At 62.6% G+C, this 24,497-nt stretch carries 27 protein-coding genes and 1 tRNA gene; 12 read left to right on the top strand and 16 right to left on the bottom strand.

Features of this window, described 5'->3' with window-relative positions; translation table 11 throughout:
• Positions 1 to 46: 46 nt before the first annotated feature.
• Both AC07FD_RS16500 and moaA read right to left on the bottom strand, forming a co-directional pair.
• Positions 47 to 517: a hypothetical protein gene (locus tag AC07FD_RS16500; RefSeq protein ID WP_478350704.1), complete on the bottom strand. Its 471-nt coding sequence runs from the start codon at positions 515 to 517 to the stop codon at positions 47 to 49.
• Between the two features lie 56 nt (positions 518 to 573).
• Positions 574 to 1,569, bottom strand: a complete 996-nt coding sequence (moaA, locus tag AC07FD_RS16495; RefSeq protein WP_477396621.1) for a GTP 3',8-cyclase MoaA — start codon at positions 1,567 to 1,569, stop codon at positions 574 to 576.
• A gap of 199 nt (positions 1,570 to 1,768) precedes the next feature.
• Here moaA and AC07FD_RS16490 point away from each other — a divergent pair, with 199 nt between their 5' ends.
• The gene (locus AC07FD_RS16490) at positions 1,769 to 2,122 is read left to right on the top strand and encodes a gamma-butyrobetaine hydroxylase family protein (protein WP_095091538.1); all 354 of its coding nucleotides are present in this window, start codon (positions 1,769 to 1,771) and stop codon (positions 2,120 to 2,122) included.
• 66 nt (positions 2,123 to 2,188) lie between these two features.
• A complete protein-coding gene (locus AC07FD_RS16485) occupies positions 2,189 to 2,800 on the top strand; it encodes a pyridoxamine 5'-phosphate oxidase family protein (RefSeq protein WP_095091539.1) in 612 nt (203 codons plus the stop codon).
• Between the two features lie 18 nt (positions 2,801 to 2,818).
• On the opposite strand, the gene AC07FD_RS16480 is transcribed toward AC07FD_RS16485, so the two are convergent.
• Positions 2,819 to 3,271: a MarR family winged helix-turn-helix transcriptional regulator gene (locus tag AC07FD_RS16480; protein ID WP_378916515.1), complete on the bottom strand. Its 453-nt coding sequence runs from the start codon at positions 3,269 to 3,271 to the stop codon at positions 2,819 to 2,821.
• Positions 3,272 to 3,318: 47 nt separating this feature from the next.
• On the opposite strand from AC07FD_RS16480, the gene AC07FD_RS16475 reads away from it, so the two are divergent.
• Positions 3,319 to 4,230 carry an alpha/beta hydrolase gene (locus tag AC07FD_RS16475; RefSeq protein WP_478350703.1) on the top strand — a complete coding sequence of 304 codons (912 nt, stop codon included), beginning with the start codon at positions 3,319 to 3,321 and terminating at the stop codon, positions 4,228 to 4,230.
• Positions 4,231 to 4,243: 13 nt separating this feature from the next.
• Here AC07FD_RS16475 and AC07FD_RS16470 read toward each other — a convergent pair whose 3' ends face one another.
• Entirely contained in the window at positions 4,244 to 4,639 is a 396-nt protein-coding gene (locus tag AC07FD_RS16470) for a rhodanese-like domain-containing protein (protein WP_478350702.1), read from the bottom strand.
• Between the two features lie 58 nt (positions 4,640 to 4,697).
• Entirely contained in the window at positions 4,698 to 5,312 is a 615-nt protein-coding gene (locus AC07FD_RS16465) for a TetR/AcrR family transcriptional regulator (RefSeq protein ID WP_478350701.1), read from the bottom strand.
• Between the two features lie 99 nt (positions 5,313 to 5,411).
• On the opposite strand from AC07FD_RS16465, the gene AC07FD_RS16460 reads away from it, so the two are divergent.
• Together AC07FD_RS16460 and AC07FD_RS16455 are read left to right on the top strand one after the other, a co-directional pair.
• Positions 5,412 to 6,158, top strand: coding sequence for a 3-oxoacyl-ACP reductase family protein (locus AC07FD_RS16460; RefSeq protein WP_478350700.1), 747 nt, complete (start codon positions 5,412 to 5,414; stop codon positions 6,156 to 6,158).
• A gap of 212 nt (positions 6,159 to 6,370) precedes the next feature.
• A complete protein-coding gene (locus tag AC07FD_RS16455) occupies positions 6,371 to 8,248 on the top strand; it encodes a L,D-transpeptidase family protein (RefSeq protein WP_478350699.1) in 1,878 nt (625 codons plus the stop codon).
• A gap of 123 nt (positions 8,249 to 8,371) precedes the next feature.
• On the opposite strand, the gene AC07FD_RS16450 is transcribed toward AC07FD_RS16455, so the two are convergent.
• The 3 genes from AC07FD_RS16450 to AC07FD_RS16440 all read right to left on the bottom strand — a co-directional run bounded on the left by AC07FD_RS16450 (position 8,372) and on the right by AC07FD_RS16440 (position 10,337).
• Positions 8,372 to 8,854, bottom strand: a complete 483-nt coding sequence (locus tag AC07FD_RS16450; RefSeq protein WP_478350698.1) for a hypothetical protein — start codon at positions 8,852 to 8,854, stop codon at positions 8,372 to 8,374.
• A gap of 101 nt (positions 8,855 to 8,955) precedes the next feature.
• Positions 8,956 to 9,696: a lysozyme inhibitor LprI family protein gene (locus AC07FD_RS16445; protein WP_478350697.1), complete on the bottom strand. Its 741-nt coding sequence runs from the start codon at positions 9,694 to 9,696 to the stop codon at positions 8,956 to 8,958.
• 383 nt (positions 9,697 to 10,079) lie between these two features.
• Positions 10,080 to 10,337 carry a PepSY domain-containing protein gene (locus AC07FD_RS16440; RefSeq protein ID WP_457154209.1) on the bottom strand — a complete coding sequence of 86 codons (258 nt, stop codon included), beginning with the start codon at positions 10,335 to 10,337 and terminating at the stop codon, positions 10,080 to 10,082.
• A gap of 114 nt (positions 10,338 to 10,451) precedes the next feature.
• On the opposite strand from AC07FD_RS16440, the gene AC07FD_RS16435 reads away from it, so the two are divergent.
• Positions 10,452 to 10,799, top strand: coding sequence for a hypothetical protein (locus tag AC07FD_RS16435; RefSeq protein ID WP_478350696.1), 348 nt, complete (start codon positions 10,452 to 10,454; stop codon positions 10,797 to 10,799).
• 51 nt (positions 10,800 to 10,850) lie between these two features.
• Here AC07FD_RS16435 and AC07FD_RS16430 read toward each other — a convergent pair whose 3' ends face one another.
• Positions 10,851 to 12,371 (bottom strand): winged helix-turn-helix domain-containing tetratricopeptide repeat protein, encoded by a 1,521-nt coding sequence (locus AC07FD_RS16430; RefSeq protein WP_478350695.1) that lies wholly within the window; start codon positions 12,369 to 12,371, stop codon positions 10,851 to 10,853.
• On the opposite strand from AC07FD_RS16430, the gene AC07FD_RS16425 reads away from it, so the two are divergent.
• Positions 12,371 to 12,706, top strand: coding sequence for a hypothetical protein (locus AC07FD_RS16425; protein ID WP_478350694.1), 336 nt, complete (start codon positions 12,371 to 12,373; stop codon positions 12,704 to 12,706). The two genes, AC07FD_RS16430 and AC07FD_RS16425, sit on opposite strands and share 1 nt — an antisense overlap.
• A gap of 48 nt (positions 12,707 to 12,754) precedes the next feature.
• On the opposite strand, the gene AC07FD_RS16420 is transcribed toward AC07FD_RS16425, so the two are convergent.
• Positions 12,755 to 12,988, bottom strand: a complete 234-nt coding sequence (locus AC07FD_RS16420; RefSeq protein WP_478350693.1) for a hypothetical protein — start codon at positions 12,986 to 12,988, stop codon at positions 12,755 to 12,757.
• Between the two features lie 451 nt (positions 12,989 to 13,439).
• Here AC07FD_RS16420 and AC07FD_RS16415 point away from each other — a divergent pair, with 451 nt between their 5' ends.
• On the top strand, positions 13,440 to 13,793 hold the full coding sequence (locus tag AC07FD_RS16415; RefSeq protein WP_478350692.1) for a hypothetical protein: 354 nt from the start codon (positions 13,440 to 13,442) through the stop codon (positions 13,791 to 13,793).
• Positions 13,794 to 13,969: 176 nt separating this feature from the next.
• Here AC07FD_RS16415 and AC07FD_RS16410 read toward each other — a convergent pair whose 3' ends face one another.
• The 3 genes from AC07FD_RS16410 to AC07FD_RS16400 form a co-directional block, all read right to left on the bottom strand.
• Positions 13,970 to 14,647 (bottom strand): peroxiredoxin-like family protein, encoded by a 678-nt coding sequence (locus AC07FD_RS16410; RefSeq protein WP_478350691.1) that lies wholly within the window; start codon positions 14,645 to 14,647, stop codon positions 13,970 to 13,972.
• A 413-nt stretch (positions 14,648 to 15,060) separates the two neighbouring features.
• Positions 15,061 to 15,135, bottom strand: a tRNA-Val gene (locus AC07FD_RS16405).
• 138 nt (positions 15,136 to 15,273) lie between these two features.
• Entirely contained in the window at positions 15,274 to 15,957 is a 684-nt protein-coding gene (locus AC07FD_RS16400) for a phosphoglycolate phosphatase (protein WP_478350690.1), read from the bottom strand.
• Between the two features lie 361 nt (positions 15,958 to 16,318).
• Between AC07FD_RS16400 and rpiA the strand changes: the two genes are divergently transcribed.
• The 3 genes from rpiA (at position 16,319) to gor (ending at position 19,153) form a co-directional block, all read left to right on the top strand.
• Positions 16,319 to 17,050: a ribose-5-phosphate isomerase RpiA gene (rpiA, locus tag AC07FD_RS16395; protein WP_478350689.1), complete on the top strand. Its 732-nt coding sequence runs from the start codon at positions 16,319 to 16,321 to the stop codon at positions 17,048 to 17,050.
• Positions 17,037 to 17,645 (top strand): DUF2059 domain-containing protein, encoded by a 609-nt coding sequence (locus tag AC07FD_RS16390; RefSeq protein ID WP_478350688.1) that lies wholly within the window; start codon positions 17,037 to 17,039, stop codon positions 17,643 to 17,645. The genes rpiA and AC07FD_RS16390 overlap by 14 nt, the downstream gene beginning before the upstream one ends.
• Before the next feature lie 116 nt (positions 17,646 to 17,761).
• Entirely contained in the window at positions 17,762 to 19,153 is a 1,392-nt protein-coding gene (gene gor, locus AC07FD_RS16385) for a glutathione-disulfide reductase (RefSeq protein ID WP_478350687.1), read from the top strand.
• Positions 19,154 to 19,220: 67 nt separating this feature from the next.
• Here the strand turns inward: gor and mgtE are convergent, their stop codons facing one another.
• Positions 19,221 to 20,585 (bottom strand): magnesium transporter, encoded by a 1,365-nt coding sequence (gene mgtE, locus AC07FD_RS16380; RefSeq protein ID WP_478350686.1) that lies wholly within the window; start codon positions 20,583 to 20,585, stop codon positions 19,221 to 19,223.
• Between the two features lie 271 nt (positions 20,586 to 20,856).
• Positions 20,857 to 22,749 carry an ABC transporter ATP-binding protein/permease gene (locus AC07FD_RS16375; RefSeq protein WP_478350685.1) on the bottom strand — a complete coding sequence of 631 codons (1,893 nt, stop codon included), beginning with the start codon at positions 22,747 to 22,749 and terminating at the stop codon, positions 20,857 to 20,859.
• 596 nt (positions 22,750 to 23,345) lie between these two features.
• Here AC07FD_RS16375 and AC07FD_RS16370 point away from each other — a divergent pair.
• Positions 23,346 to 23,774 carry a hypothetical protein gene (locus AC07FD_RS16370; protein ID WP_478350684.1) on the top strand — a complete coding sequence of 143 codons (429 nt, stop codon included), beginning with the start codon at positions 23,346 to 23,348 and terminating at the stop codon, positions 23,772 to 23,774.
• A gap of 38 nt (positions 23,775 to 23,812) precedes the next feature.
• Here the strand turns inward: AC07FD_RS16370 and AC07FD_RS16365 are convergent, their stop codons facing one another.
• Complete coding sequence (locus tag AC07FD_RS16365) at positions 23,813 to 24,493, bottom strand: DsbA family oxidoreductase (protein WP_478350683.1); 681 nt, start codon at positions 24,491 to 24,493, stop codon at positions 23,813 to 23,815.
• Between the last annotated feature and the right edge of the window lie 4 nt (positions 24,494 to 24,497).

The following is a 24,497-nucleotide window of genomic DNA, read 5'->3' as shown; positions in this document are numbered from 1 at the left end:
CGAACATTCGCGTGCGGAGATTTGTCCACGGTGTGGCCGAAAATGCTCATGGTCCCTTGAGGCTGCCGGCGATGGCGCCGACCAGCGGATCGTATTTCGATTTCAGGGCCGGCGGGTAATCGATCCAGACCGTTCGGATGACGCCATCCCGGCCGAACAGACGTCGCTCGTAAAAGATCTTTCCATCCTTCAAGCCCGACAGCACGGCCCAGTCCTTGCCGGCCTTGCTGTAGGTGACCTTGTAGCCAGCTTCATCGCTGTTCTCCGCCGCCACGAAACCCTTCGGCGTGTCGTGGTCGATGTTGAGGATGCCCGAGCAGATCAGGCTGGCGCCGTCGCCACTCAGCCATGCCTGTCCGTCGCCATTGTCAGGCTCGGGCTGGCGGTCGGTGAAGATGTCGTCGGGAAAGGTGCAGACGGTGCCGAAGCGCTCATTGGTGTAAGTGAATGGCGCGGCAATGGCGTTTGTCGCTGCAATTGTTGCGATAACCGCCAGAAATGAGGAACGACTCAGCATATCCCGCCTCGAAGCCAATGACCCGGAGGCGATCCTGCATGAATTTCGCGAAAAGATCAGCCGCCGGTGACGCTCATGTGCCGGGAAACGGAGGGACGGCTGGTGCGGCGGTCGATGATGAAGTCATGGCCCTTCGGCTTGCGGCCGATCGCTTCGTCGATGGCCTCGGCAACCAGCTCATTGCCTTCGGACGCACGCAAGGGCGCGCGCAGGTCGGCGGCATCCTCCTGGCCGAGGCACATATAGAGCGTGCCGGTGCAGGTCAGCCGGACGCGGTTGCAGCTTTCGCAGAAATTATGCGTCATCGGCGTGATGAAGCCGAGCCGTCCGCCTGTCTCGGCGACATGCACGTAGCGGGCCGGGCCGCCGGTCTTGAAGGGAATATCGGCCAGCGTGAACTGGCGTTCCAGCGACGCGCGCAGCAGCGACAGCGGCAGGTACTGGTCGGTGCGGTCGGCGTCGATCTCGCCCATCGGCATGGTTTCGATGACCGTCAGGTCCATGCCGCGGCCATGCGCCCAACGCATCATGTCGGGCAGTTCGGCGTCGTTGAAATCGCGCAGCGCCACCGCGTTGAGCTTGACCTTCAGCCCGGCCGCAAGTGCTGCATCAATGCCTTGCATGACCTTGTCTAGATGGCCCCAGCGGGTGATCTTGTGGAACTTGTCGGCATCGAGCGTGTCGAGCGAAACGTTGATGCGCTTGACGCCGCAATCGGCGAGCTCGGCGGCGAAGCGCGACAGCTGCGAGCCGTTGGTGGTCAGCGTCAATTCTTCCAGCGCGCCGCTTTTGAGATGCCGCGACAGCTGGCGCACGAGGTGCATGATGTTCTTGCGAACCAGCGGCTCGCCGCCGGTGAGGCGCAGTTTCCTGACACCTTTTTCGATGAACACCGTACACAGCCGGTCGAGTTCTTCCAGCGACAGCAGGTCCTTCTTCGGCAGGAAGGCCATGTCCTCGGCCATGCAATAGGTGCAGCGGAAGTCGCAGCGGTCGGTGACCGACACCCTGAGATAGCTGATGGTGCGCCCAAAAGGATCGATCATGTCCATGCTTCAAGCAATTCCCGTGGCCGTGAGCGGCATCGTTATATACCGCTATGTGATACGATCCGGCCTGCCATTCAAGATACCGCTTCTCGATCTTTGGTAACATTCCCTGGCCGACATCGCATGTCGGCTCACCTCAACGGCCTTTTCCCTTCCGGCGAAGCAGCGTAGGGAAGGGTGGATTGCCACGGGATCGAACATCATGACCGCACCCAGGGAACTCCGGGTCTCGAAGGACCGCAAACTGCTGTCGGTCACCTTTCCCGATCATCGGCCGTTCGAACTGCCGGCGGAGCTGTTGCGTGTCGCTTCGCCATCGGCCGAAGTGCAGGGCCATTCGCCGGACCAGCGGGTGACGGTCCCCGGCAAGCGCAATGTGGCGATCCTGAAGATCGAGCCGGTCGGCAACTACGCGGTGCGCATCACCTTCGATGATTTCCACGACACCGGCATCTTCACCTGGAATTACCTGCACACGCTCGGCCACGAGAAGGACGAGCGCTGGAATGCCTATCTCGCCGAGCTTGCGGAAAAGGGCTTGAGCCGGGACCGCTAGGCCGTCGCTGTCGTCAAAACGTCATCGATGTGGGGTAGCGCCGGCAAAGGTTTGGAGACGAGGAAGATGTCGGTCATCACCACGGTCGAGCAGCTCGAGGCGCTCTATGGCGTTCCTGGCGAGGCGTCGTTGGTCAAGGAACTCGATCACGTCATTCCGGAATACGCAGCCTTCATCGAGGCCTCGCCGTTCGTTGCGCTGGCAACCAGCGGACCAGAGGGCCTGGACTGTTCGCCGCGCGGCGATCTCGCCGGTTTCGTGCGCATCGTTGATCCGAAAACGCTGATGATGCCGGACCGTCGCGGCAACAACCGCGCCGATTCGCTGAAAAACATCATCCGCGACCCGCGCGTCGGTCTTTTGTTTCTCGTGCCGGGCTCCGGCACGACGCTGCGCATCAACGGTCGGGCCCATATCACGACGGATACAGCGCTGTGCGCGTCGTTCACCGTGGACGGCAAGGCGGCGCGCTCGGTCACTGTCGTCGATATCGATACGGTCTACTTCCAATGCGCCCGCGCCATTGTCCGCTCCGAGCTGTGGAACCCGGCGAGGCATGTCGACCCGAAGTCGCTGCCGACGCCCGGACAGATCTTGGAAATCACCAGCCGCAGGAACATCGACGGCGAGACCTACGACAAGGAATGGCCGGAGCGGGCGAAGAAGACGATGTGGTAGGTTTCGGGGCTGAAAGGGCTAGGCGTCTTTCAGCACATCATAGATCTTGCGCATCTGCTCGCCGATCATGTCGCATTGTTCCGGTGTCGACTGGCTCATCGCCTTCTCGATCAGCGCCATGTGCACTTTCAGCGCCTGCATCAGCAGCGCCTCTCCGGCTTCGGTCAGTGCAAGCCGCAGGATGCGCTTGTCCTTCTCGTCGCCTTCGCGGCGCAGCAGGCCACGCGCCTCCAGCTGCGGCAAGAGCATTGTGATGTTGGAGCGGCCGACGAGCAGCTTGCGGGCAAGGTCGTGCTGCGACATGCCGGGGTGGCGATAGAGGTTCATCAGCACGTCGAGCTGCGCCGGCTTCAGGTCGAGCGGCGCCAGTTTCGTCGCCAGCGTGCGTTCAAGCACATGGCAGGCGCGCGCCACCGCGACCCAGTTGCGAAAACGCGGGTTGTCCCAAGGTAACTCTTGTTTATTGTTCATCTTTGAACTATTATGTTCATGCTTGAACGTATGGATGGATTCTCACTATGGCATCAATCGGGCTGAAGGTCATCCGGCGGGTGTTTGGTGCGGCCGAGCGTATTGCGCCGCGCCTGACCGGACGCGCGGCTTTCGAACTGTTCTGCCGCACGCCGAATGTGAAGGCGCTCAGCGATGGCGAACGCCGCGCCGTCGACCGAGCGGCTGCGTTCATGACCGAGGCACGCCATCACCGGCTGAAGACCGCGACCGGCTGCGTCATGGTGCACGAATTCCGGCCGGAGCCGGGCAGGGCGGCCGCCGGCACGGTGCTTGTCGTGCATGGCTGGCGTTCGCGCACCGAATATATGCGGGCGCTGATAGAAGGCTATCGCGCGGCCGGCTACAGGGTGGTTTCGCTTGACCTGCCTGGCCACGGCCAGTCGCAGGGCCGACGGCTGAACATGGTCAATGCCGTGGATGCGGTGCGGGTCGCCGGCGAATGGTTCGGCCCTTTCGTGGCTGTTGTCGGCCATTCCTTCGGTGGCGCCGTCGCCGCCAATGCCCTCGCCGGTTCGGTCAAGAACATCCCGCCGCTGGTGGCCGGACGCCTGGTGCTGATCGCGGCGCCCAGTTCCCTGCCGGCGATCTTCGCCGACTTCAGCCGCATGCTCAATGTCGGACCTCGCTCACAGGCCGCCATGGCGGACCGTGTCGAACATCTTTCCGGCCGGCCGCTGCACGAATTCACCGGCGACCGCCAGCTCGCCCACGCGCCGGTGCCGACCCTGGTCATCCACGCACCGGACGACCGTGAAGTTCCGGCCGACCATGCAACACGCTATGCCGGCGCCGGCGGCCATGTGCGGCTCTACTGGGCCGACGGGCTCGGCCACCGCCGCATCCTTGCCGACAAGGGCGTGGTCCGACGCGCGGTCGGTTTCGTCGGCGAGCATCGCGAGCCGTCGTTGCTGCACTGAACGGCCATCGAGGCTATTTCTTCTTCCCGCCGGGCTCGACCGGCAGTCCGGCCGCCTTCCAGGCGGTGTAGCCGCCAAGGATGTGCTTGACCGCCGATAGTCCCATGTCCTGCGCCGTCTTGGTGGCCAGCGCCGAGCGCCAGCCGCCGGCGCAGAAGAAGACGAAGCTCTTCCCCGAAGCGAAGAACGGTTTGTGATAGGGGCTTTCGGGGTCGATCCAGAATTCCAGCATGCCGCGGGTGACATGCTTGGCGCCGGGAATCCTGCCGTCGCGTTCGACCTCGCGCGGATCGCGCAGGTCGACGAAGATGGTGTCTTCATCGTCAAGCAGCCCGGCCGCTTCCTCCGGCGACACCACCTCGATCTCGGCATTCGCCTCATCCAGCAGTTCGCGATACCCTTTTTTCACAGGCTTGTCCTCCCGACCGGCTAGCTGTCTGGATTTGCAGCACAATAGCTGGCGTTTGTCACGCTCTGTCCGTGCCGGCCATCGTCTGCCACGCCGCCATCGCGCCGGCCACGGTTGCCAGAAGCGCCGAATGCGAGGCGCCGTCGCGGGCCTGGATCGACATGCCGTGCTGGACCGTGGCGTAGAAGGTGGCGGCAGCGCTGCAGTCGAATCCGACCGGCAGTTCGCCTTCGGCAACGCCGCGTTCGAGACGCGTGCGCAGGGCGGCATGATTTTCGGCGCGCCGACGGCGCAGATCGTCGCAGATCGCGCCGCGGCTGGAGTCCTGATGCAAAGCGCCGAGCGTTATCAGGCAGCCCTGCGGGCGATCGGTCTGCGCGTAGGCTTTCGCCGTGAGGCATAGAAATTGTTCGATCGCCTGCCGCGCGGTCGGTGCTTCCTCAAGCGCCAGCCAGATGTCGGCACCCTCGGTGCGCGAATAGAAATCGGTCGCCTCGAGGAACAGCGCCTCCTTGCTGCCGAAGGCGGCGTAGATGCTGGGCGAGTTGATGCCCATGGCGGCGGTCAGCTCACTCATCGATGCGCCTTCGTAACCGCGAGCCCAAAAAACCTCCATCGCGCGGTGCAGGGCTGCGGTTCGATCGAAGGTGCGGGGGCGGCCTCGTTCCGACATGACGCTCTTTTCTGTGTTGATCGATACATAATTCAGTTAACGCGGCCGGGCAAGACTGACAGTTATTTATGTATCGATCATTACAAAAAGGAGAATCAAATGTCATCCGACAGCTTGAACGGCAAGGCCGCGCTCGTCACCGGCGGCAGTCGCGGCATCGGTGCGGCGATTGCGCGACGGCTTGCCGCCGAGGGCGCCAGCGTCGCGCTGACCTATGTGCATGGCGAGGAGCAGGCCCGCTCGGTCGTTGCCGAAATAGAGGCCAAGGGTGGTCGCGCCATCGCCATCAAGGCCGACAACCGCGATGCGGTGGCCTTAGACAAGGCCGTCGATGACGCCGTGGCCGTATTCGGCCGGCTCGACATCCTGGTCAACAGCGCCGGCATCTGGCGTGCCGCACCCATCGATACCCTGTCGCTCGCCGATTTCGACGAGACCATGTCGGTCAATCTCAGGGCGCCGTTCATCGCCTCGAAGGCGGCGGCAGTGCACATGGGCGAGGGCGGCAGGATCATCTCTATCGGCAGCAATCTTGCCGAGCGGGTGACCGACACCAGTCTTGGCGCCTATTCGGCCAGCAAGGCCGCGCTCGTCGGCCTGACCAAGGCCTTGGCGCGCGACCTCGGCCCGCGCGGCATCACCGCCAATGTCGTCCACCCCGGTTCGACCGACACCGACATGAATCCGGCCGATGGCCCGCACGCCGAACACCAGCGCCAGAAGATGGCAACGCCGCGCTTTGGCAAAGCCGAGGACATTGCCGGCATGGTCGCCTGGCTCGCGGGACCGGAAGGCCGATTCGTCACCGGCGCGGCGCTGACCATCGACGGTGGCGCCAACGCCTGATCCCTGGAGGATTTCCCTCGGCCGGAGCGGAGACACTTCGCTCCGGCCGTCACGATGTTGTGAAACCGTTCTGCAACAAGCGTTCCAAAATTTATGGAAGCTTAACGAAATCAGTATGAATCAGTATAGTCGCGCCTTACATCCGCCATGCGGTGAGCGAGATCGTCTTAACGGTGCGGAACGGGAACCGGTTACAGCCGGGCGGGTGATTCATGAAATTCCTCCGAAACAAAGCAACCGTGATGCCGCTGGTGGCGATCTCGGCAACGCTGGCCTTCGGTGTGCCACAGGCAGGCGCGCAAGGGCTCTTCGACATGCTTTTCGGGGGTGGCGTCAGGCACGAGCCGCAGGGTGAATTTCCACCCGCGCCGCCCAAGCACAAGCCGAAAGTGCCGGGTGGCGGCGGCGTAAAAATCAGCAGCCCGTCCTACTACACCTACAAGGCCGATCGGCTGGTGCGCATCGACTTTTCGGCGCTGGCCGCGGCGCCAATGCCGGCGGCCCCGCAGGATGCCGCTTTCGTGCCGTCGGCCACGGGGGCTGCGTTCCACGACGCGATTGCCGGCTTGAGCGACTACGAACTCTATGCCGAGCCCGATATCGCCAAGGCGCTGATCGCCTACTACTCGGCCAATCCGGATTTCATCTGGGTGACGGGCACGGGCCTCAACAGCCGCGCGCAGGATGCGGTGCGGGTGCTGGGCGAGGCAGCGAGCTACGGCCTTGAACCGGCCGACTACACGGTCAACGTGCCTGCTGCCAGCGCCTCGCCGGCCGACGCCAATGCACAGCTGAAAGAGCTCGTCCGCTTCGAGATGGCGCTGTCGGCACGCGTGCTGCGCTATGCCCACGATGCCCAGAACGGCCGCGTCGAGCCCAACCGCATGACCGGCTACTATGATTTCCCGGCCAAGCCGCTCGACTTGCAAGGTGTATTGAAAACGCTGGCGCATACACAGGAGGTGCGCACCTATCTCGAATCGCGGCATCCTGAGAATGCGGAATACCAGGCGTTGCGCGTCGAGCTGGAAGCGCTGCAGGCCAGCGCCGAGAACGAGATCGTCGTCGATCCCAAGCTGTTGCTGAAGCCGGGCGAAACCAGCCCCGAACTGCCGAAGCTGCTGACCCTGATCGCCCGCAATCTCGATGACGAGATGGGTGGCGCCTATGGCGAGATCCTGGCGAGGCTGGCCACCAGCGACGTCTATGTCCCGGAACTGGTTCCGGTGATCGAGGCCGTGCAGAAGAAAGCCGGCATGAAGGGCGACGGCGTCATCGGACCGCGCACCGTCGCGACGCTGGCAGGAACGTCCAAGGCCGACAGGTTGCTGAAGGTTGAGGTGGCGCTGGAGGAACTGCGCTGGCTGCCTTCCGATCTCGGCAGCCCGCGTGTCTTCATCAACCAGCCGGCCTTCACCGCGAGCTACATCGACAATGGCGAGGAAAAGCTGAAGACGCGTGCCGTCATCGGCCGGACCACCAACCAGACCGCCTTCTTCTACAACCAGATCAAGCAGGTCGACTTCCATCCTTATTGGGGCGTGCCGCAGTCGATCATCGTCAACGAGATGCTGCCCAGGCTGCGCAGCGATCCCGGCTATCTCGACCGGGCCGGCTACGAGGTCACCGATTCGCGCGGCAAGCGCATCCCTTCGTCGGCGGTCGACTGGGGCGCGTATGGCGCCAACATTCCCTACAGCGTGCGCCAGCAGCCGAGCGAGGCCAATGCGCTCGGCGAGCTGAAGATCCTGTTCCCCAACAAGCACGCGATCTACATGCACGACACGCCGCAGAAATCGTTCTTCAACCAGGACATGCGTGCGCTCAGCCATGGCTGCGTGCGCCTGCAGGATCCGCGCGGCATGGCCGCCGCCGTGCTCGGCACCTCGGTCGACGATATCGTCGAGAAGCTGAAGCACGGACATTCGACCGAGGATGTGACGCGCAAGATCCCGGTCTATGTCGCCTATTTCACCGCCTGGCCGGATATGTCCGGCAAGGTCGAATATTTCGGCGACGTCTACGATCGCGACACACGGCTGAAGCAGGCATTGGACGCCACCGAGGCGGTGCGCTCGCCGTCGAGTTGAGCAACGGCCTTTCTCGGCTTCCGAAGCGTGTCGGCTGAAACGGATTCAGCCGACACGCCTTAAGTCTTTGTTCTTATGCATGTCGCTGTCCCAAACCCGCTGCGCAGTTTTGGGCGACATGCATCAACGCTCAAACAGGGGGCGGCGGAAACCCGCGTCGCGTCCGGCGATCAGCCAGTAGACCAATCCGGCGACAAGGCCGGCGGCGGCGATGATGCCGATGTCGGCCCAGCGCTCGGGGTCCATGTCCTCCGCTGAAATTGGCCAGATCAGGAAGAACCCGCCGGCGGCGGCCGCGGCGCCGAAAAACATGTGCAGCAGGAAATTGCGCAACGAGAAGCGTTCGGCAATCAGCGCGAAGATGAGCGTCTGCAGTGCGGTCACGACAATCGTCAGGAAATAGACGAACATGCCGAGCGGCGGAACCACAAGGACGGCGATCGGCGAGACGCCCATGACGTCGAAATAGGCGGGCGCGTTGGGTAGGGAACTGAGCGCGGCGTAGATCGCCACGACAGCGATCAAGCCGACCAGCACCGATACGAGGTAGCCGGCCAACATCATCAAAATGCGCTTCAGCACGTGCTTCGCCGTCGCCATGCCCATCCCCCATGCGGCGCCTATGGGCCGCAGTCAGCCATCAAAGCGAGACTGACGCAAGGGGAGGGGTAGAGGCACCTCTCCGCCAAGATTTCGTAAGCGGCAACTCAAGCGCCGCCGCACATATGCTCCGAGTCCGGCAGCGCCCATGACGCCTTGATGGCGAGATCGATGCCGTAGTAGGCGCGGCCGCGCTCATCGTGCTTGGGGCAGTCCCTGGGAATCGAGATCAGGCACATGACGGCCGCGTCGCCGACCTTCGAGGCGGCTAGGCCAGGGTCGCGATCATAGGAGACGGCGCCGCCGTCATTGGTGAATGTCGCGGCACTGCCGCCATCCGGGTTGGCCGTTTCCAGCGGATCGTCGCCAAGCCGCGTGGTCAGCGTCTTGATATGGGTGGAGGCGCATTGGCCGATTGCCGAGGGCAGCGGCTGATCGGTCTCTTTCGGGTTTCGCGCCGCGGCTTCCAGCGCCTTCTTGCCGACCAGCGCGATGTTGTAGTCCTGCACCCATGGCGGCGCGGCGCCATAGGTTTGCAGCGCGTTGTTCAGCGCGCTGACGATGCAGGCGGTGTCGCTCTTGCAGGCATTGCGGTCGGCAATCAGCCCTCGGGCGATCCTGCGCTTGTCGCCGCCGAACGCCGGCTCGAAATCCTTGAACGCCTTGGCGACCAGCAGGTCGATGGCCGACAGCTGCGGATCGGCGCAGATCACCTTTTCCGCCGGCCGGCTTGCCTTAGCACAGTCGAAGGATGGCCCATCGGCCCGCGCCGGAGCGGCCCCAAGGATGCCGCCGGCCAGAAGGGTGGCCAGCACGGCCAGAAGACGGGTTAGAACGGAAGATCGCATGATTGCCCCCAAGCCACGATTGCCCAAGGCGCGGCCCACGCCCTGGCATGCATGTCATACCTCAAGAATGGACAATTTTGGGCGGGGCCAGGGCAAAAGCCCTGACCAATGACAAGTTCGACTTGAGGCGAAGACCACCAATTGTCGAAGTCGGCGCCGCCCCTCATTGCCCTGCCGGGCATTTCTCCCCGTAGGACGGGGAGAAAGAGGCCGGCCGCACCGCTGGCGCTTTTTCTGCAACGCTGGAGATTGGCGAAATCGGCGATGAAGGCGTCCCTCTCCCCGTCACTATACGGGGAGAGGATGCCGGCAGGCAGGTGAGGGGCGGCGCCAGCGCCAGGAAAGGCCAATAGACCTAAATTCAAGGCGCGTGCCGACGCACTCTATTTTGGCTCGGCGGTCACGGGATCATAGGTGATTTCGACCTTGGCCTTGTCGGATGTGTAGTAGGTGACGACGTAGGCGCCGCTGTCCCAGTCGACTTCCTTGACATAGCGAAAGCCGTCGCGCTTCTCGACCTTGGCGAGGATCTCCGACAGTTTCTTGGCGTTGGGCGGCGGCAACAAGGGCTCATCCGCGGCAAAGGCCGGCCCGCCGGCGAGAAGAACGGCGACGCTTGTCGCCAACAGAAATCTGGACATGGCTTTCCCTCAAGTTCTCGTCGGACAGAAACTCGCTGCCAGGCCGGTTTGTTCCGCAGCTGAAGTGCGTGGCGATTGAGTTCACCGATTTACAGTTTTCGGAAGAAGAACCCCATGCGCCAAAAAAACCACGATGCGCCGCTTCAGTATTCATGGCCATATGATGTTGGCGGTTCATTGGGGGTCACTATGCGCGCGCGTCATGTCGTCTTGCTTGCACTGTCAGCACTTTCCATCCCGGCCGTATGCATGCCCGTGCAGAAAGCCAAAGCGCTGGAACCTGAACGCTACACGGTCTACTGCGCCGACGACCGCATCGAGGTTTCGTTCTGGGATCTCGACCAGATGAAAGTACGGAACGGCTCCGACGTCTGTCAGTTCCAGAGCTATACGAGCTACAGCAGCGCCCTGAATTTCGCCCAGAAGAATTTTGGCGGCGAAGGGGCGGACTGCAGCTGCTAGCTCTGTTGCATTGGATTGCGATGTTGAGGAAAGCAGGCCCGGGTGGCGGCCCTAGCCTTGGTCCTCATAGGCTGCGAGTGCCTTGGCGACGCCGGCAATGAGGTGTTCAGCATCACTCGCATGTTCGAAGGCGATTCCGGTTTGCGCAAATTCAAGTGGCGAGTAATCAGGCGCTATCCGCTTGACCTCTGCCATAATGCGCTGAGCTTCCTTCAGTTCGCCGAGTTGAGCGTGACACCCCGCCAGCCTTGCCAGTCGCCAGGGGGTCCTCGGGGGGACCTTGGACATGCTGACAAGCGCTGCCTTGTAATCTCCCGCCGAGTATTGGGCGATGGCGCGATCATAGTGGTACCAATCAGGATGGATCGGGTTGATCCGTATCGCACTGTCAATCGCCGCGAGTGCTTCAAGCGGCCTGCCTCTCATCGTGAGCAAGTACCCCATTTGCGCAATCGTATCGGCGTCATATGGATTGAGGTCGAACGCGCGTTGAAGGTGATGTTCGGCCGCTTCGAACCGACGGGCAGAGATCAAGGCCTGGGCAAGCACGCGATGGCAACGTGGCTCTTCCGGCGCAAGCGTCACCGCACACTCCGCACGGTCGATCAATGAACCAAGCAACGCCGGGGATGCCTCGGCATAGCCACCGATAATGAGATCGGCCAGCGCGGTGTAGGAATGCGCCAAAGCATAGGTCGGGTCCTTGTCGACCGCAGCCTGAAAGAGATCGCGCGCGGCCTGATTGTCGTCATCGCCATAACCGCGCAGCCGGGCCAGTCCACGCAGGACAAGCTCATATGCGGCCAGGCTATCGGGAGGCTTCGGAGTTGCCTGCTTGATACCCGCGTCGTCAAGCCGAGCGACCAGCCGGTTCACCACACGGCTGGCGATTTCTTCCTGCATGTCGAAGATCTGGCCGCCAGAAGCAGAAAACGTATCGCTCCAGAGGACTTCACCCGTCGAAGCGGTCATGAGACTGACGGTGACCCGCATGCCGCCTGCGCGGGTCGTCGCCCTGCCGCGGACCAGATAGGTTGCGCCGAGGCTGTCGCCAACAGCACGCCAATCGGAAGCGGAATCCGAGACAAATGCAAATCCGGAATTGCGCGCCAGCACAACGACCGTTCCGAAGCGAGCCAACGCATTGACAATGTCCTCGGCGAAACCGTCAACCAAAGGGGAGTCGTCCGGCGCACCTTCATTGCTGAAGCGCAGTACCGCAACGCTCGGCTGTCCAGAGCGCTCTTGTCTTGGCGTATCGGGAAGAGAGAGGACGTAGCCGCGTTTGGCAACCGTGCGGATAATGGTTTGGCTTTCGTCCTGCAGCGCCTTTCGCAACTCCCTGACCGCCTGCGTCAGTGAGTCCTCGGTCACGAACACATCGGGCCATACCGCTGACATCAGTTCAGACTTGGTCGCGACACGCCCGACATTCCTGCTGAGGTAAGTTAGCAGATCAAACGCCTTGCAGCGCAGAGCAACAGGTTTTCCATCGCGGACAAGCAGCCCGCGGGCAAGATCAAGCTCGCAACTGCCAAGTGCCAGTATGGGCCCACCGTTTTCTTGCGACATTGAATGCCGATCTGACCAGCTCGACCAAACGCAGCCTGATTGGGGTCTCAATCGGCTCGGACGTCAAGCGATCAGAGGAATTTGACCTGCCGTCACCTTGGTTGGAAGTCATCCGCCTCTCCACGGCGATGATCTCCAGCATTTCGAACATTGTTCCAGGCATGGGCGCACAAGGGGACCCAACCATGACGCTGGACGCAAATTCCAGCAGTTCCTGCCGGGCGGCTTGGCGCGTGTTCTCATTCAGCGACATCTTCGACCTCATCCGGTTCGTTCTTCAGAACAATGCAGCCTGGGAACGGCCGCGTACCGGAAGATTTCTGAAATTCTGCTGAATCTCTCCCCTTGTCGCGCTTGCGGTCGGGGAAGGCCGCCCGCTTAACTTACGCGGCGCGTCGTTGAGCGGGGTGGAGACCTGAACGGGTTCGACGAGGGTCGACGGCGGTCACGATGCTGTGGTGGTGATCGCAATAGACGCGATCCGGCGAAGTTGGCCCAGCACAAAAACGGTAACCGCCAGGTACTGACGCGTCTTCGCTCACCGGGAAGCGGCACTGATAGACGCCTAGCTGAATGAGAGGGACGTCTCTCGAAGTTGATCTGATATTTTCAGGCATGGTTTTCAGGTTCCTAGTTCATGGCCATCTCCGGCTGACGGCCGCAGTGCGATCGCGTCAGGGCGAGCTTCTCTCGTTTTGGAGGGCTGTGGATCACCATATGGTGTTGGTTGCAGCATCAATGAAGCCCGAGGCCCTGCTTTCGGAAGCCAGTTATTGCGACTTAAGGCCACACTTACCGCTAGGGTGCGGTTGACAGCGCGAAGGCATCCGGCGGGCGATGTTGTCGCCCCCGGGTTAATCGGCAGGCGGGGTGAGGGGTGGCTTGTGGCCCCCAAGCGCGCGGCGCTTTCGGTTTTCAGGGCCCTCAACCGGCCAGCCCGGGAGGGCGATCTGCGGGTGCGAAAACATTTTGTCAGCAGACAGGATGGTCGCGTCCCAGAGCATCTCTCCGAACCGTTGCGCCGGTGCTATAGTGTGCCCGCATGATCAGACAGCAGGGATATGAGGCATGCCCGAAGTCACCCGCCGTACACTTCTCGCGTTCGCCGCCGTGGCCTCGGTCGTTGAACCGACGCTTGCTGAAGGGGAAGGCGCCTCGCCCGAATTGCGGTCGCTGATCGGAGCCCATGAAGCCACCTATGCCGGGCTTTACAGGGTTGTTCATCAAGCGGGCAGTAGCAGCCACGAATGCAAGAGGGCAGACCGGATTGAACAGGACGCATTGCTGGCCATCTGCTCCTATCCGGCGATCAGCCGAGGCGACCTACGGGCTAAGGCCGAGTACCTGTTGACCGCTGAGGCTCGGGGCGAACTCGACCTGGAAGAGCACATGCAGGCCATCCTGCACTCGATGAAGCGCTGATCGCGGGCTCGACGCCATTGTCTTTCCGCGCTGGCGCGTGGTTGGTCGCTCATACTGGAATTTCCACCGCACTCAGCCCGTCGTCGAAGCGACTGCCCCAAGCGTCGCGAGCCCGGCTCGAACTGACGTTTGCAAAACACCTGCTGTCCGTGCAGCCGATGTCCGCAACCGCGCCGCTACTGACCAATATGCGACGCGACCGACATCATCGCCTCAGAATTCGGGTGGGCGCCCAAGCCGCCATCGAAAACTTCGGAGAACGTCCAGCGAACGACGCCGTTGCGGTCGAGCAGGAACTGGCCGGTGAGCTGGCCCACGCCGGTCGCCATCATTTGCTGGTCCGCTTCGGTGATATCGTAATTGTCTTTTTTGTTCAGATATTCGAGCGTGGCAAACGGATCCATCGGCTCAGGCATTTCGCCCGGCACGTTGAGCCGCATCGCCTTCACGTCGTTCATCGAGACCTTGTGCGGCAATGCGCTCTCGCCCTCAGTTACTATTTGCATATTGGGCAATCCAAAGGCGCGGTGTGAAACGCGCTCCGGATCGGATGCAGCAAGCAAACCAACCATCGGATGGTACCGGAGATAAAGGCGCGCCCGCTCGATGGGCGTGTTCACCACCGTGAGGCTTTCGATGCCCTTTGCGTTAAGGGCTGGTGTGAGCAGCGAAACCGTCGCGATATGACGCCTGCAAAACGGACAATGCAGACCTCGATACAGCCCAACCAGCACTGGCTTCTCGCCGCGGAAATCGTCGATAGCTATCTTGCCCTCGCGAGTAATTGCGTCGAGTACGAAGTTGGGCGCACGTTCGCCAAGTTGCAGAGGGCCTACGTCGGCGCGGTCAGACATGCTTGATCCTCCTCGCGGCTCAATCCAGTAACGAAAGCGCGGCGGTAGTTCCGGCTCCAGCCCGTGTTCGGCACACACTTGCTGAGCGTGTTGAAATTGCAATGTAGCACAGAGATGGGCGGACGTTGAGGCGCTACCTAAGGCTACGCCTTGCGGAGCCGCTCCTGGCGCGCAGAAGCAAACGGCTGGCAATCAAGGAATCGATTACACGTTGGAGCCTACAAACGAGCGGCGCATTTCGGGGCTTCGGGACGGAATACCGCCGTGAAAGAGGCGAAGCCAGCTGCTCAGTTCCCGAAGCCGGTGTCGAAAACAATCGTCGAATTGGTGGCGACTTAGTGGCGAAACGAAAAAGGCCTAGATCGACGATTTTGGCCAACACGCTAGTAAGCTGCTGACTTTCCTAGGGATATTGGTGGGCGATGCAGGGATTGAACCTGCGACCCCACCCGTGTGAAGGGTGTGCTCTCCCGCTGAGCTAATCGCCCGCTCGTTGCCCGAAGGCCAAGCGAGCCGCGATATAAGGGAGGCAGGTGCGGGAAGTCAAGGCGGTGTCAGGCGTTCCGGCAAGGATCGGATTGTTGTCCTGTGGACCCATCTCCGACGTGACGCCGGCTGCTTTCCGGTCAGTTCCCCGCGGCGGCGATCAGCCTTTGCGCCAGATCTAGCGTCAGGGCGTCGAAATGCGAGATCACCGCCGAGGGTTCGAATTCGCGCACATGGCGGTCGGTGTAACCGAAATCGACCGCCACGACAGGAATGCCGGCGGCCTTGGCGGTGTCGATGTCGGTCTGCGAATCGCCGACCATCAGCGCGCGATGCGGATCGCCGCCAGCCAGTTTGATGGTTTCGATGAGATGACGCGGGTCGGGCTTACGGAACGCGAACGTGTCCTGCCCGGCGATTGCGGCAAAATGCTTCGTCAGGCCAAGCGCCTCGATCAGCGCCAGCGAGTTGGCCTCGTATTTGTTGGTGCAGATGGCCAGGAGATAGCCGGCGTTCTCGAAGCGGGCGATGGCCTCGACGACGCCGGGGTAGGGGCGCGATTTGCCGGGGATGTTGAGGGTGTAGTGGTCGAGGAAGAGTTTCAGCAGCCGGTCGTGCTCCTCGACATCAAGCGATCGCTGCTGGGCGGCATGGGCCCGTTCGATCATCACGCGGCCGCCGTGACCGACAAAGCGCCTGAAGCCGGCCTCATCGACCGCCGCGATGTGGCTGGCAGCAAGGCTGTGGTTCAGGCTGTCGAGCAGGTCCGGCGCTGTATCGACCAGCGTACCGTCGAGGTCGAACACGATGATCGGGCGAGTCATGGTCAGTCCTGGGCCAAGTTCATGCAAGTGGCAGGCGATAGCGGCTGCGGCGCGTCAAGGCAAGCGGCGTGGGGCAAGCGGGGCGGGTCGTTCTGAGCGGCCTGCCACCGGACATGAAAAACCCGCCATGGCGGCGGGTCGTTGGCGCAAATCAGCACCATGGACAAATATGTAGCATAGCTGCCATCAGTAGGTCAAGAAAAAATTCCTATCGGAGATCCCTGACGCATTGCCCCTGACCGCGCGTTGCGCAGAACAGCCATGCTGCTCGTCACCAGGGCGTACGCCGCTGCCAAAGGCTTTGACCCGACCAGCAAAAATGCTAGGAGCCCAGCAGCGAATTTCCGAGGCAGCAAGCGGCATGGATGCAAGACAGTTGAAGGTCGAAGCCGCGCGGGCAGCGCTCGCTTATGTGAGCGACGGCATGCGGCTCGGCATCGGCACCGGCACCACCGCCGAAGAGTTCGTGCGGCTGCTGGCCGAGAAGGTCGCCACCGGCATGACCGTCATCGGCGTGCCGACTTCGGAGCGCACCGCGTCGCTCTGCCGCGAGCTTGGCGTGCCGCTGTCGACGCTGGAGGAAACGCCGCAGCTCGATCTCACAGTCGATGGCGCCGACGAGGTCGATCCGGCGCTGACCCTGATCAAGGGCGGCGGCGGCGCGCTGTTGCGCGAGAAGATCGTTGCCGCGGCTTCCCAGCGCATGATCGTCATTGCCGACCAGTCGAAGATGGTCGAGACGCTCGGCCGTTTTCCGCTGCCTATCGAAGTCAATCAGTTCGGCCTGCGCGCAACCGAAATCGCCATCGGCGCCGCAGCTGAAAAGCTCGGCCTTTCCGGTCCGGTTATATTGAGGATGACGGGGGGCCAGGCTTTTGTTACAGACGGCGGCCATTTTATCCTCGATGCATCTTTTGGCCGCATTCCGGATACAAGAGCGCTTTCGAATGCTCTCCACGCCATTCCGGGCGTGGTCGAGCATGGTCTTTTCATCGGGCTGGCGTCAGCGGCCATCATCGCCGGCGGCGACGGTATCCAAACTGTCCATGCCGCCCGAAAACCAGGGAGTTCTACCGATCATGATGTTGCATAACCGGGTTCGCAGCCTTTGCGCCGTTCTGGCGGCTACGGCCGTTTTCGCCCTCTCTTCGCCGGCGTTTTCGCAAGAAGTCACGGACTCGCACCTGAAGGCCGCCCGCGCGGCGGTCGCGGCGATCCACGCGACCGACCCGTTCGACAACATCCTGCCGCAGGCGGCAGCCGCGCTCGAATCGCAGCTCATCCAGAAGAACCCGGACATGCAGGAGCTGATCGGCAAGACCATCAACGAGAAGGCGCTGGCGCTGGCCTCGCGCCGCGCCGACCTCGAGAAGGAAGCCGCCCTCGCCTACGCAAAAGTGTTCTCCGAAAAAGAACTGACCGATATCGCCGCTTTCTACAGTTCCGATTCGGGCAAGAAGCTGCTGGATAGCGGCCCGACCGTGACCCGCGAACTGGTCAAGGCAGCCGACATCTGGCAGAACGGCCTTGCCCGTGATCTCGCCCAGCAGGTCGGCGAGACGCTAGCCGCGGCCGCCAAGGCCAAGGCGCCGGCAGCCCCTGCCGCAGCGCCCGCGGACGGAGCCGCGCCTGCGGATGGCGCCGCGCCCGCCGACGGTTCGGCTCCCGCAGACGACACGCAGAACTGATCTTGCGTTTCCAAATGGCCTTGCGGCCATCGATAAAGCCCGGCTTGTCCGGGCTTTTCTTTTGCTGCCTGGCGGCCTACCTGTCACTGGATTTCTGAAGCTTGAGGAGCCGCCAGATGGCCGGTTACGACTACGATCTTTTCGTCATCGGCGGCGGCTCGGGCGGGGTGAGGGCGGCGCGCGTCGCCGCCGCACTCGGCAAGCGCGTCGGCATCGCCGAGGAATACCGCTATGGCGGCACCTGCGTCATCAGGGGCTGCGTGCCGAAAAAGCTCTATGTCTATGCCTCGCAATTTCCCGAGCATTTCGCCGACGCCGCCGGCTATGGCTGGACGGTGCCGGAGGCAAGTTTCGACTGGAAGACGCTGGTCGCCAACAAGGATCGCGAAATCAGCCGGCTCGAGGCGATCTACCAGAGGAATGTCGAGGGCGCCGGCGGCGAGGCCTTTCACTCGCGCGCCATGATCGTCGATCCGCATGTCGTGCATCTTCTGGGCGACGATCGCACCGTCACCGCCGACCAGATCCTGATCGCCACCGGCGGCCGCCCGGCGCCGCATCCGGCGCTGCCCGGCCATGAGCATTGCATCTTCTCCAACGAGGCTTTCGATCTCAAGCAGCTACCCAAGGCGATCATGATCGAAGGCGGCGGCTACATCGCCGTCGAGTTCGCCAACATCTTCCACGGCCTCGGCGTCGACACCACGCTGGTCTACCGCGGCAAGGAGATCCTCAGCCGCTTCGACATGGACCTGCGGCGCATGCTGCACGAGACGATGGAAAAGAAGGGGATAACGATCCTCTGCCATTCCGTGTCCGAATGGATCCGCAAGCGACCGGACGGCCGGCTCGACGCAATCGTCACCGGCGGCAAGGTGCTGACGGTCGACCAGGTGATGCTGGCCATCGGCCGCATCCCCAACACCGAGAACATGGGCCTGGAAGGCATCGGCCTGGAGATGACCAAGATCGGTGCGATCGCCGTAGACAAATACTCGCGCACCAACATCGACAACATCTGGGCGATCGGCGACGTCACCAACCGCGTGCAGCTGACGCCGGTGGCGATCCATGAGGCGATGTGTTTCATCGAGACCGCCTTCAAGGGAAATCCGACGGCGCCCGACCACGACACGATTGCGACCGCCGTCTTTTCACAGCCCGAAATCGGCACGGTCGGCCTGTCGGAGGATGATGCCGTCAAACGCTTCCCCGACATCGAGATCTACCGCGCCACATTCCGGCCGATGCGGCACACGCTGTCCGGCCGCGACGAGAAGATGCTGACCAAGCTGGTGGTCGACGGCGCGTCGAAGCGGGTGCTCGGCGCGCACATCCTGGGACCGGATGCCGGCGAGATGGCGCAGCTTCTCGGCATTCCGCTGAAGGCCGGGCTGACCAAGGATGATTTCGACCGCACGATGGCGGTGCATCCGACCGCCGCGGAAGAGCTCGTCACCATGTACAAGCCGACCTATCGGGTGAAGGACGGCAAGCGGGTGGATTGACCTGGCAAATGCCGGGATGTAGCTCCACCGCGGCAAGGTTCTTGCCACGGCGGAGATCTGGGAATTGCTACAGCAGGGTGCCGCGCAGGATCACCAGTGCCACCGAGAAATAGATCACCAGCCCGGTGACATCGACCAGCGTGGCGACAAACGGGGCCGATGCGCTGGCCGGATCGAAGCCGATGCGTTTCAGGGCGAACGGCAGCATCGACCCCGACAGCGAGCCGAAGGTGACGATGCCGACCAGTGCCGCGCCGACCGTCGTGGCGATCAGCGGCCAATGCGGCCCATAGTCGTAGAAGCCCATATATTGCCAGAGCGCGATACGGCCGATGCCGACCACGCCGAGCATGGCGCCGAGCACGAGGCCGGTGGGCAGTTCACGCAGCGCCACCCGCCACCAGTCGCGCAGCCCAATCTCGCGCAGCGCCAGCGCCCGGATGACCAGCGAGGTCGCCTGCGAGCCGGAATTGCCACCTGAGCTCATGATCAGCGGGATGAACAGCGTCAGCACGATCGCCTTTTCCAACTCGCCCTCATAGCTCTGCATGGCGTTGGCCGTCAGCATCTCTGAGATGAACAGCGCGCACAGCCAGCCGCCCCGCTTCTTGATCATGGCGAGGAAGCTCATCTTCATGTACGGCTCGTCGAGCGCCTCCATGCCGCCGAAACGGTGCACGTCCTCGGTCGTCTCCTCGATCATCGCGTCGATGATGTCGTCGATGGTGACGATGCCGAGGATCTTGCCGTGGTCGACGACCGGGACAGCCATCAGGTCGTATTTCGAGATCGTTTGCGCCAGGGTTTCGCGATCGGTCAGCGGGCTGACGGTCACCGGCGCGCGATCCGGCGCCACCGTCATGATCGAGTCCTCCGGCTCCCCGGTGATCAGCCGGCGCAGGCCGGTCGAACGCATCAGGAGATGCGTTTGCGGATCGACGATGTAGATCGCGTAGACGGTTTCGCGCGTCCGCTCGACCTTGCGGATGTAGTCGAGCGTGCGGCCTACGGTCCAGTCCGAAGGCACGCTGACGAACTCCGTCGTCATGATCGATGCGGCACTGCCTTCGGGATAACCCAGAATGGCAAGCAGCGTCGCGCGCAGCGACGGCGCAAGCCCGCCGAGCAGCTCAGAACGAGCCGGCTCGTCCAGCTCGCGCAGGATGTCGGCGGCGCGGTCTTCCGACATGGCGGTGAGCAGCTTGCCCGCCTTGGCGCGCGGCAGCGCCTCCATGAGTTCGGACGCGCGGTCGAGTTCAGGCTGGTCGAAGATCTCGACCAGCCGCTCGAACGTCACTTCACAAAGCAGTTCCGTCGCGCTTCCTCGCGGCTCCCTGTTCAGGGCCTCGACAATGTCGGCGACGTGATCGTTGGCTAGGATACGGGCGATCGCGACGGCCTCGTCGCTCGCTACGGGGGTAAATTCGTTCATGGCTCACTCCTTGCCGTCCGGCAGGACATGAACCATTCAGGTCACGTCTAGGCGGACGGCTGTTGCGTTCGACTGTGACTGTCGCCAGGCATGGCGCTGTGACCTTTCCGCTTGCGGGTTCGCGTTTGACTGTCTGCAAGCCGGCGCAACGTAGGTGCGCGCCTTGCCGAGTCAATCGTGGTGAGGATGAAAAACGGTGCCGAATGGCACCACTCGCGAGACTGTGATCAGCGGCCGCCGCATGGCGCGGCCGGCCGAGATCCAACTGCCGCTATTTCTGCTTCAGCCGGCGCGAGAAGCGCAGCCACTTGTCCTCGACTGGCCTTGGCTGGACAAGAATCGTGGTGAGTTCGACAGGCAGGGTCGGAACCAGGGGCTTCTTGGTGGCGACGCCATCGGCGATCGCCACGATGCTGTGGTAGAATTCGGCGCCGGTCAGCGATCTCGGCGCCACCGCCTCGTGCATGACGCTGATGACGGTGACATCGGGGCAGTTGTCCTTGATGGCCTGGTGGAAGGCAATCTTGCCCTCGGGGTCGAGTGCGCCCGTCGCCTCGTCGAGGAACAGCAGCCCCGGCTGCTGCAGCACGATGCGCGCCACCACCAGCTTCTGCTTCTGGCCGCCCGACAGAACCTGGTCCCAGCTTTTGCCTTCGCGGCTTGCGTCGGCCAGATGCGAGATGAAGTCGCCAAGGCCGGCCTTGTACAGCGCCGCCGCGACATCCGCGTCGCTATGATTGTGCTCGGAGCCCGGCAGGCAGACCAGCTGTTTCAGCGTCACCTGCTGCAGCTTGACCTCCTGGGCGGCATAGAAACTCTTCACGCCCTCGGGGAAGACGATGGTGCCATGGCCATAGGGCCACAGGCCGTTGATCGCCTTGATCAGCGAGGTCTTGCCGCAACCGGATTCGCCTTTCAGGAACGTCCACTCGCCGCGCCGGAAGCGCAAATTGGCGGCGCTGAGGAACGGGGTTGCGTCCTCGCCCTGATGCGCCAGTTCGAGCTTCTGGATGGTCAGGCCGAAAACCGGGTTCTGGCTGGCGTAGTGGAAGTCGGAACGGCCGGTCTGACTGTAGAATTCCTGCGGATGCTGGACGTTCTCAATCGCATTGGCCAGTTCGGTCACGCGCTGGCTGTTGGCGCGCAGCGTGGCGATGGCGGGCATGACGTGGATGAACCACGAACATTGGCCGATCAGCGAATTGACCAGTTCGGAGCCGGTTATGTAGCCCTTGAGATCGAGACCATTGTGAATGAACGGCACAAGGCCCGGTCCGTAGGCGACGATGCGGGCGCCGATGAAATTGTAGATCAGTTCGAACGACATGTAGACGGTGTTGACGATGTTCAGCCGCGTCCATGTGCCGTCGATGTCGACATAGAGCCGGCCATGCATCGTCCTCTGCACGCCTTCGCCCTGGGAAGCCGCGACATGGAAGCTGCGGCGCAGGAACGTCGTCAGCTCGCCGCGATAGCTGCCTTCGGCCTGCTGCATCCTGACGTTGAGGCGCTCGAGCAGGCCGCCGAGCTTGACCGCGATCCAGGTGTTTAGCGGCACATAGGTGGCGACGGCCAGGAAGGCGAGGACGGCGCTGCCATAGCTGCCGAGGAACTCCAGCCCCTTCACCTCGACGGAGTTTTCGAGCAGCTTCTGGCCGACGAAATAGAGCGAGGTGGCGACGCCCAGCACGCCCATGGCGAGCCCGATGGCGCCGCCGGTCATGTCCTTGATGGACTCCTGGACGCGCTGGTCGATGTTGTCAGGCGCCGGTGCGCCGCTGCCGGTCGACGCATGCTGGGCATGAAAATGCGTGTGATTGTTGTCCAGCAATGCTTCGTTGAAGCGGCTGTCCAGCCAACCGCGCCATTTGCGGTGCAAGGTCGCCGAGACAAGATTGCGGATGCCGGTAAAGCCGGCGTCCTTGAGCAGGACCAGCAGCACGAGGATGCCGGCATTGACCAACAGCGTGCGAAGCGGCGTGGTGTTGGCGGCGTCGTGGAAGAAGGCGATCGAGTTGACCAACTCGCCGGAGGCTTCGGCGAACCAGACACCGGCCTTGCTCGACAGCGCCGTGAGCAGCGCGATCACCAGCGTCAGGGTCCAGGCTTCCTTCCACCGGTCCGAGAACCAGTAGGCCCGCATCAGGCCCCAGAAGGTACGCATCGACGATACCGGCGTCAGAAGCGATGGCCGTGCGGCATCGCGAGGTGTTTTTTCCGGTACTGACTCTTGCGTTGGTCTACCGACCCGAATCACGATCCCGCCCAAACCTTTTTTGTTTTGTTACGGATGGTAACACCAATTGATCATTTTCTATTAATTTTTAAAGCTGGCCAAAGGGATTACCCGGCGGACCGTTGCCATGAGGCAACAGATTGCAGGACTGAACCGCTGTCAAATCGATTGAAGAAAACAGAATATCGCTATTGATTTCAAATTGTTGATGGACGCGGGAGGGCCATCGGCGAAGTTTCCCTTAGGGAAGGTTTTCACACGGGTTTGTGAACTCGAAAATCTAATTGACTGGTAAATTTCCTGACTGCGGACTGACAGAATCTTCGGAAATCTTCCGTTCGTGACCTCGCCAGAGGCAGAAAAGTGACCCGAAACGGTCGTTGCGGCAGGCGTGCCGGGCGGCACATCCGAGCCCGTTGGGTGAGGTCAGGAACCGCGTTTGACAATTGCTTCGTTCGGGATTGAACCTTGCCGGGCACTGTCGGCACCCATGCATGTCCGGTTCTCCAACGAGGAAGCTTCCAATGCTTGTACGCGCAGCCGCAGCCCTGTTCCTCCTTGCCTGGCACCCCCTGGCGCAGGCCGCCGAGCAGAGCATTCCGGCGGGCGCCGAGGGCCAGATCGAGTTCAACACGCCGTCCGGCAACATTGGCTGCATCTACACCCCGAAGGGCGGCACCAGCACCTATGAGCCGCAGGACGGTGGCCCGGAACTCAGCTGCTCCCGCGTCGCGCCGAGCTATGTCACCATCATCCTGGGACCCAAGGGGCCGGCGACTTTGATCAAGAACCCCGGCGAGCAGTCATGCTGCAGCGATGTCACCAAGCTCGCTTACGGCAAAAGCTGGAGCGCAGGGCCATTCTCGTGCGAATCGTCAACCAAGGGACTGACCTGCACGGCCACGAATGGCCACGGATTTTTCATCAGCAAGGCCAAGGTGACCGTGAAGTGACGCCGGCTCCCGCCGCATAAGGGCAGGGGCAGCCGGTCTCAGCCGGCCTTTTCCAATTCGCCGCGCGCCTTGGCGGCGGCCACCTGACGGATGGCATCGGCCAGGGTATCGGCATCCTGTGCGCCCATGACCGCGTATTTGCCCTCGATCAGGAAGCACGGCACGCCTGTTATGCCCATGCGCGAGGCGGTGGCGATCTCGGTGCGAACCGCCTCGACGTCGGCCTCGGTCGGCAAAAGAGTCGCAACCACGGATGCGTCCATGCCGGCCTCGCGCGCCGCTTCGACCAGCACGGCATGGTCGCCGATGTCAGCGCCTTCTTCGAAATTCAGCTGGAACAGGCGGCGCACCAGCCGGTTCTGCACGGCTTCGCCGGCGGCGCCGGCCCAGCGGATCAGGCGGTGCGCATCGAGCGTGTTCGGCGCCACCTTGATGGCGTCGAACGCAAACGAAATGCCTTCTGCTTCGCCCAGCGGCTCGATGCGGGCATGAATTTCGCGGATGCGCTCGTCGCTGCCGAACTTGGCCAGCATATAGTCGCGGCGATCCTTGCCTTGCGGCGGAATGGTCGGATCGAGCTGGAACGGCCGCCAGCGGACATGCACCTCGGTGTCGCCGACAGCTGATATCGCCCTGTCGAGCCGCTTCTGGCCGATGAAGCACCATGGGCAGACGACGTCGGACACCACGTCGACGGTGACGGCGTTCAGCTCACTCATCTCG

The organism is Mesorhizobium waitakense (assembly GCF_056431085.1).
Note: the sequence above shows the minus strand (reverse complement) of the source record. Positions and strands in the feature narration are given on the sequence as shown.

Bases quoted from the DNA above. Each gene is read 5' to 3' on its own strand.
- AC07FD_RS16500 (WP_478350704.1), bottom strand. From the start codon at position 517: ATGCTGAGTCGTTCCTCATTTCTGGCGGTTATCGCAACAATTGCAGCG.
- moaA (WP_477396621.1), bottom strand. From the start codon at position 1,569: ATGGACATGATCGATCCTTTTGGGCGCACCATCAGCTATCTCAGGGTG.
- AC07FD_RS16490 (WP_095091538.1), top strand. From the start codon at position 1,769: ATGACCGCACCCAGGGAACTCCGGGTCTCGAAGGACCGCAAACTGCTG.
- AC07FD_RS16485 (WP_095091539.1), top strand. From the start codon at position 2,189: ATGTCGGTCATCACCACGGTCGAGCAGCTCGAGGCGCTCTATGGCGTT.
- AC07FD_RS16480 (WP_378916515.1), bottom strand. From the start codon at position 3,271: ATGAACAATAAACAAGAGTTACCTTGGGACAACCCGCGTTTTCGCAAC.
- AC07FD_RS16475 (WP_478350703.1), top strand. From the start codon at position 3,319: ATGGCATCAATCGGGCTGAAGGTCATCCGGCGGGTGTTTGGTGCGGCC.
- AC07FD_RS16465 (WP_478350701.1), bottom strand. From the start codon at position 5,312: ATGTCGGAACGAGGCCGCCCCCGCACCTTCGATCGAACCGCAGCCCTG.
- AC07FD_RS16460 (WP_478350700.1), top strand. From the start codon at position 5,412: ATGTCATCCGACAGCTTGAACGGCAAGGCCGCGCTCGTCACCGGCGGC.
- AC07FD_RS16455 (WP_478350699.1), top strand. From the start codon at position 6,371: ATGAAATTCCTCCGAAACAAAGCAACCGTGATGCCGCTGGTGGCGATC.
- AC07FD_RS16450 (WP_478350698.1), bottom strand. From the start codon at position 8,854: ATGGGCATGGCGACGGCGAAGCACGTGCTGAAGCGCATTTTGATGATG.
- AC07FD_RS16445 (WP_478350697.1), bottom strand. From the start codon at position 9,696: ATGCGATCTTCCGTTCTAACCCGTCTTCTGGCCGTGCTGGCCACCCTT.
- AC07FD_RS16440 (WP_457154209.1), bottom strand. From the start codon at position 10,337: ATGTCCAGATTTCTGTTGGCGACAAGCGTCGCCGTTCTTCTCGCCGGC.
- AC07FD_RS16435 (WP_478350696.1), top strand. From the start codon at position 10,452: ATGCGCCAAAAAAACCACGATGCGCCGCTTCAGTATTCATGGCCATAT.
- AC07FD_RS16430 (WP_478350695.1), bottom strand. From the start codon at position 12,371: ATGTCGCAAGAAAACGGTGGGCCCATACTGGCACTTGGCAGTTGCGAG.
- AC07FD_RS16420 (WP_478350693.1), bottom strand. From the start codon at position 12,988: ATGCCTGAAAATATCAGATCAACTTCGAGAGACGTCCCTCTCATTCAG.
- AC07FD_RS16415 (WP_478350692.1), top strand. From the start codon at position 13,440: ATGCCCGAAGTCACCCGCCGTACACTTCTCGCGTTCGCCGCCGTGGCC.
- AC07FD_RS16410 (WP_478350691.1), bottom strand. From the start codon at position 14,647: ATGTCTGACCGCGCCGACGTAGGCCCTCTGCAACTTGGCGAACGTGCG.
- AC07FD_RS16400 (WP_478350690.1), bottom strand. From the start codon at position 15,957: ATGACTCGCCCGATCATCGTGTTCGACCTCGACGGTACGCTGGTCGAT.
- rpiA (WP_478350689.1), top strand. From the start codon at position 16,319: ATGGATGCAAGACAGTTGAAGGTCGAAGCCGCGCGGGCAGCGCTCGCT.
- AC07FD_RS16390 (WP_478350688.1), top strand. From the start codon at position 17,037: ATGATGTTGCATAACCGGGTTCGCAGCCTTTGCGCCGTTCTGGCGGCT.
- gor (WP_478350687.1), top strand. From the start codon at position 17,762: ATGGCCGGTTACGACTACGATCTTTTCGTCATCGGCGGCGGCTCGGGC.
- mgtE (WP_478350686.1), bottom strand. From the start codon at position 20,585: ATGAACGAATTTACCCCCGTAGCGAGCGACGAGGCCGTCGCGATCGCC.
- AC07FD_RS16375 (WP_478350685.1), bottom strand. From the start codon at position 22,749: ATGCGTACCTTCTGGGGCCTGATGCGGGCCTACTGGTTCTCGGACCGG.
- AC07FD_RS16370 (WP_478350684.1), top strand. From the start codon at position 23,346: ATGCTTGTACGCGCAGCCGCAGCCCTGTTCCTCCTTGCCTGGCACCCC.
- AC07FD_RS16365 (WP_478350683.1), bottom strand. From the start codon at position 24,493: ATGAGTGAGCTGAACGCCGTCACCGTCGACGTGGTGTCCGACGTCGTC.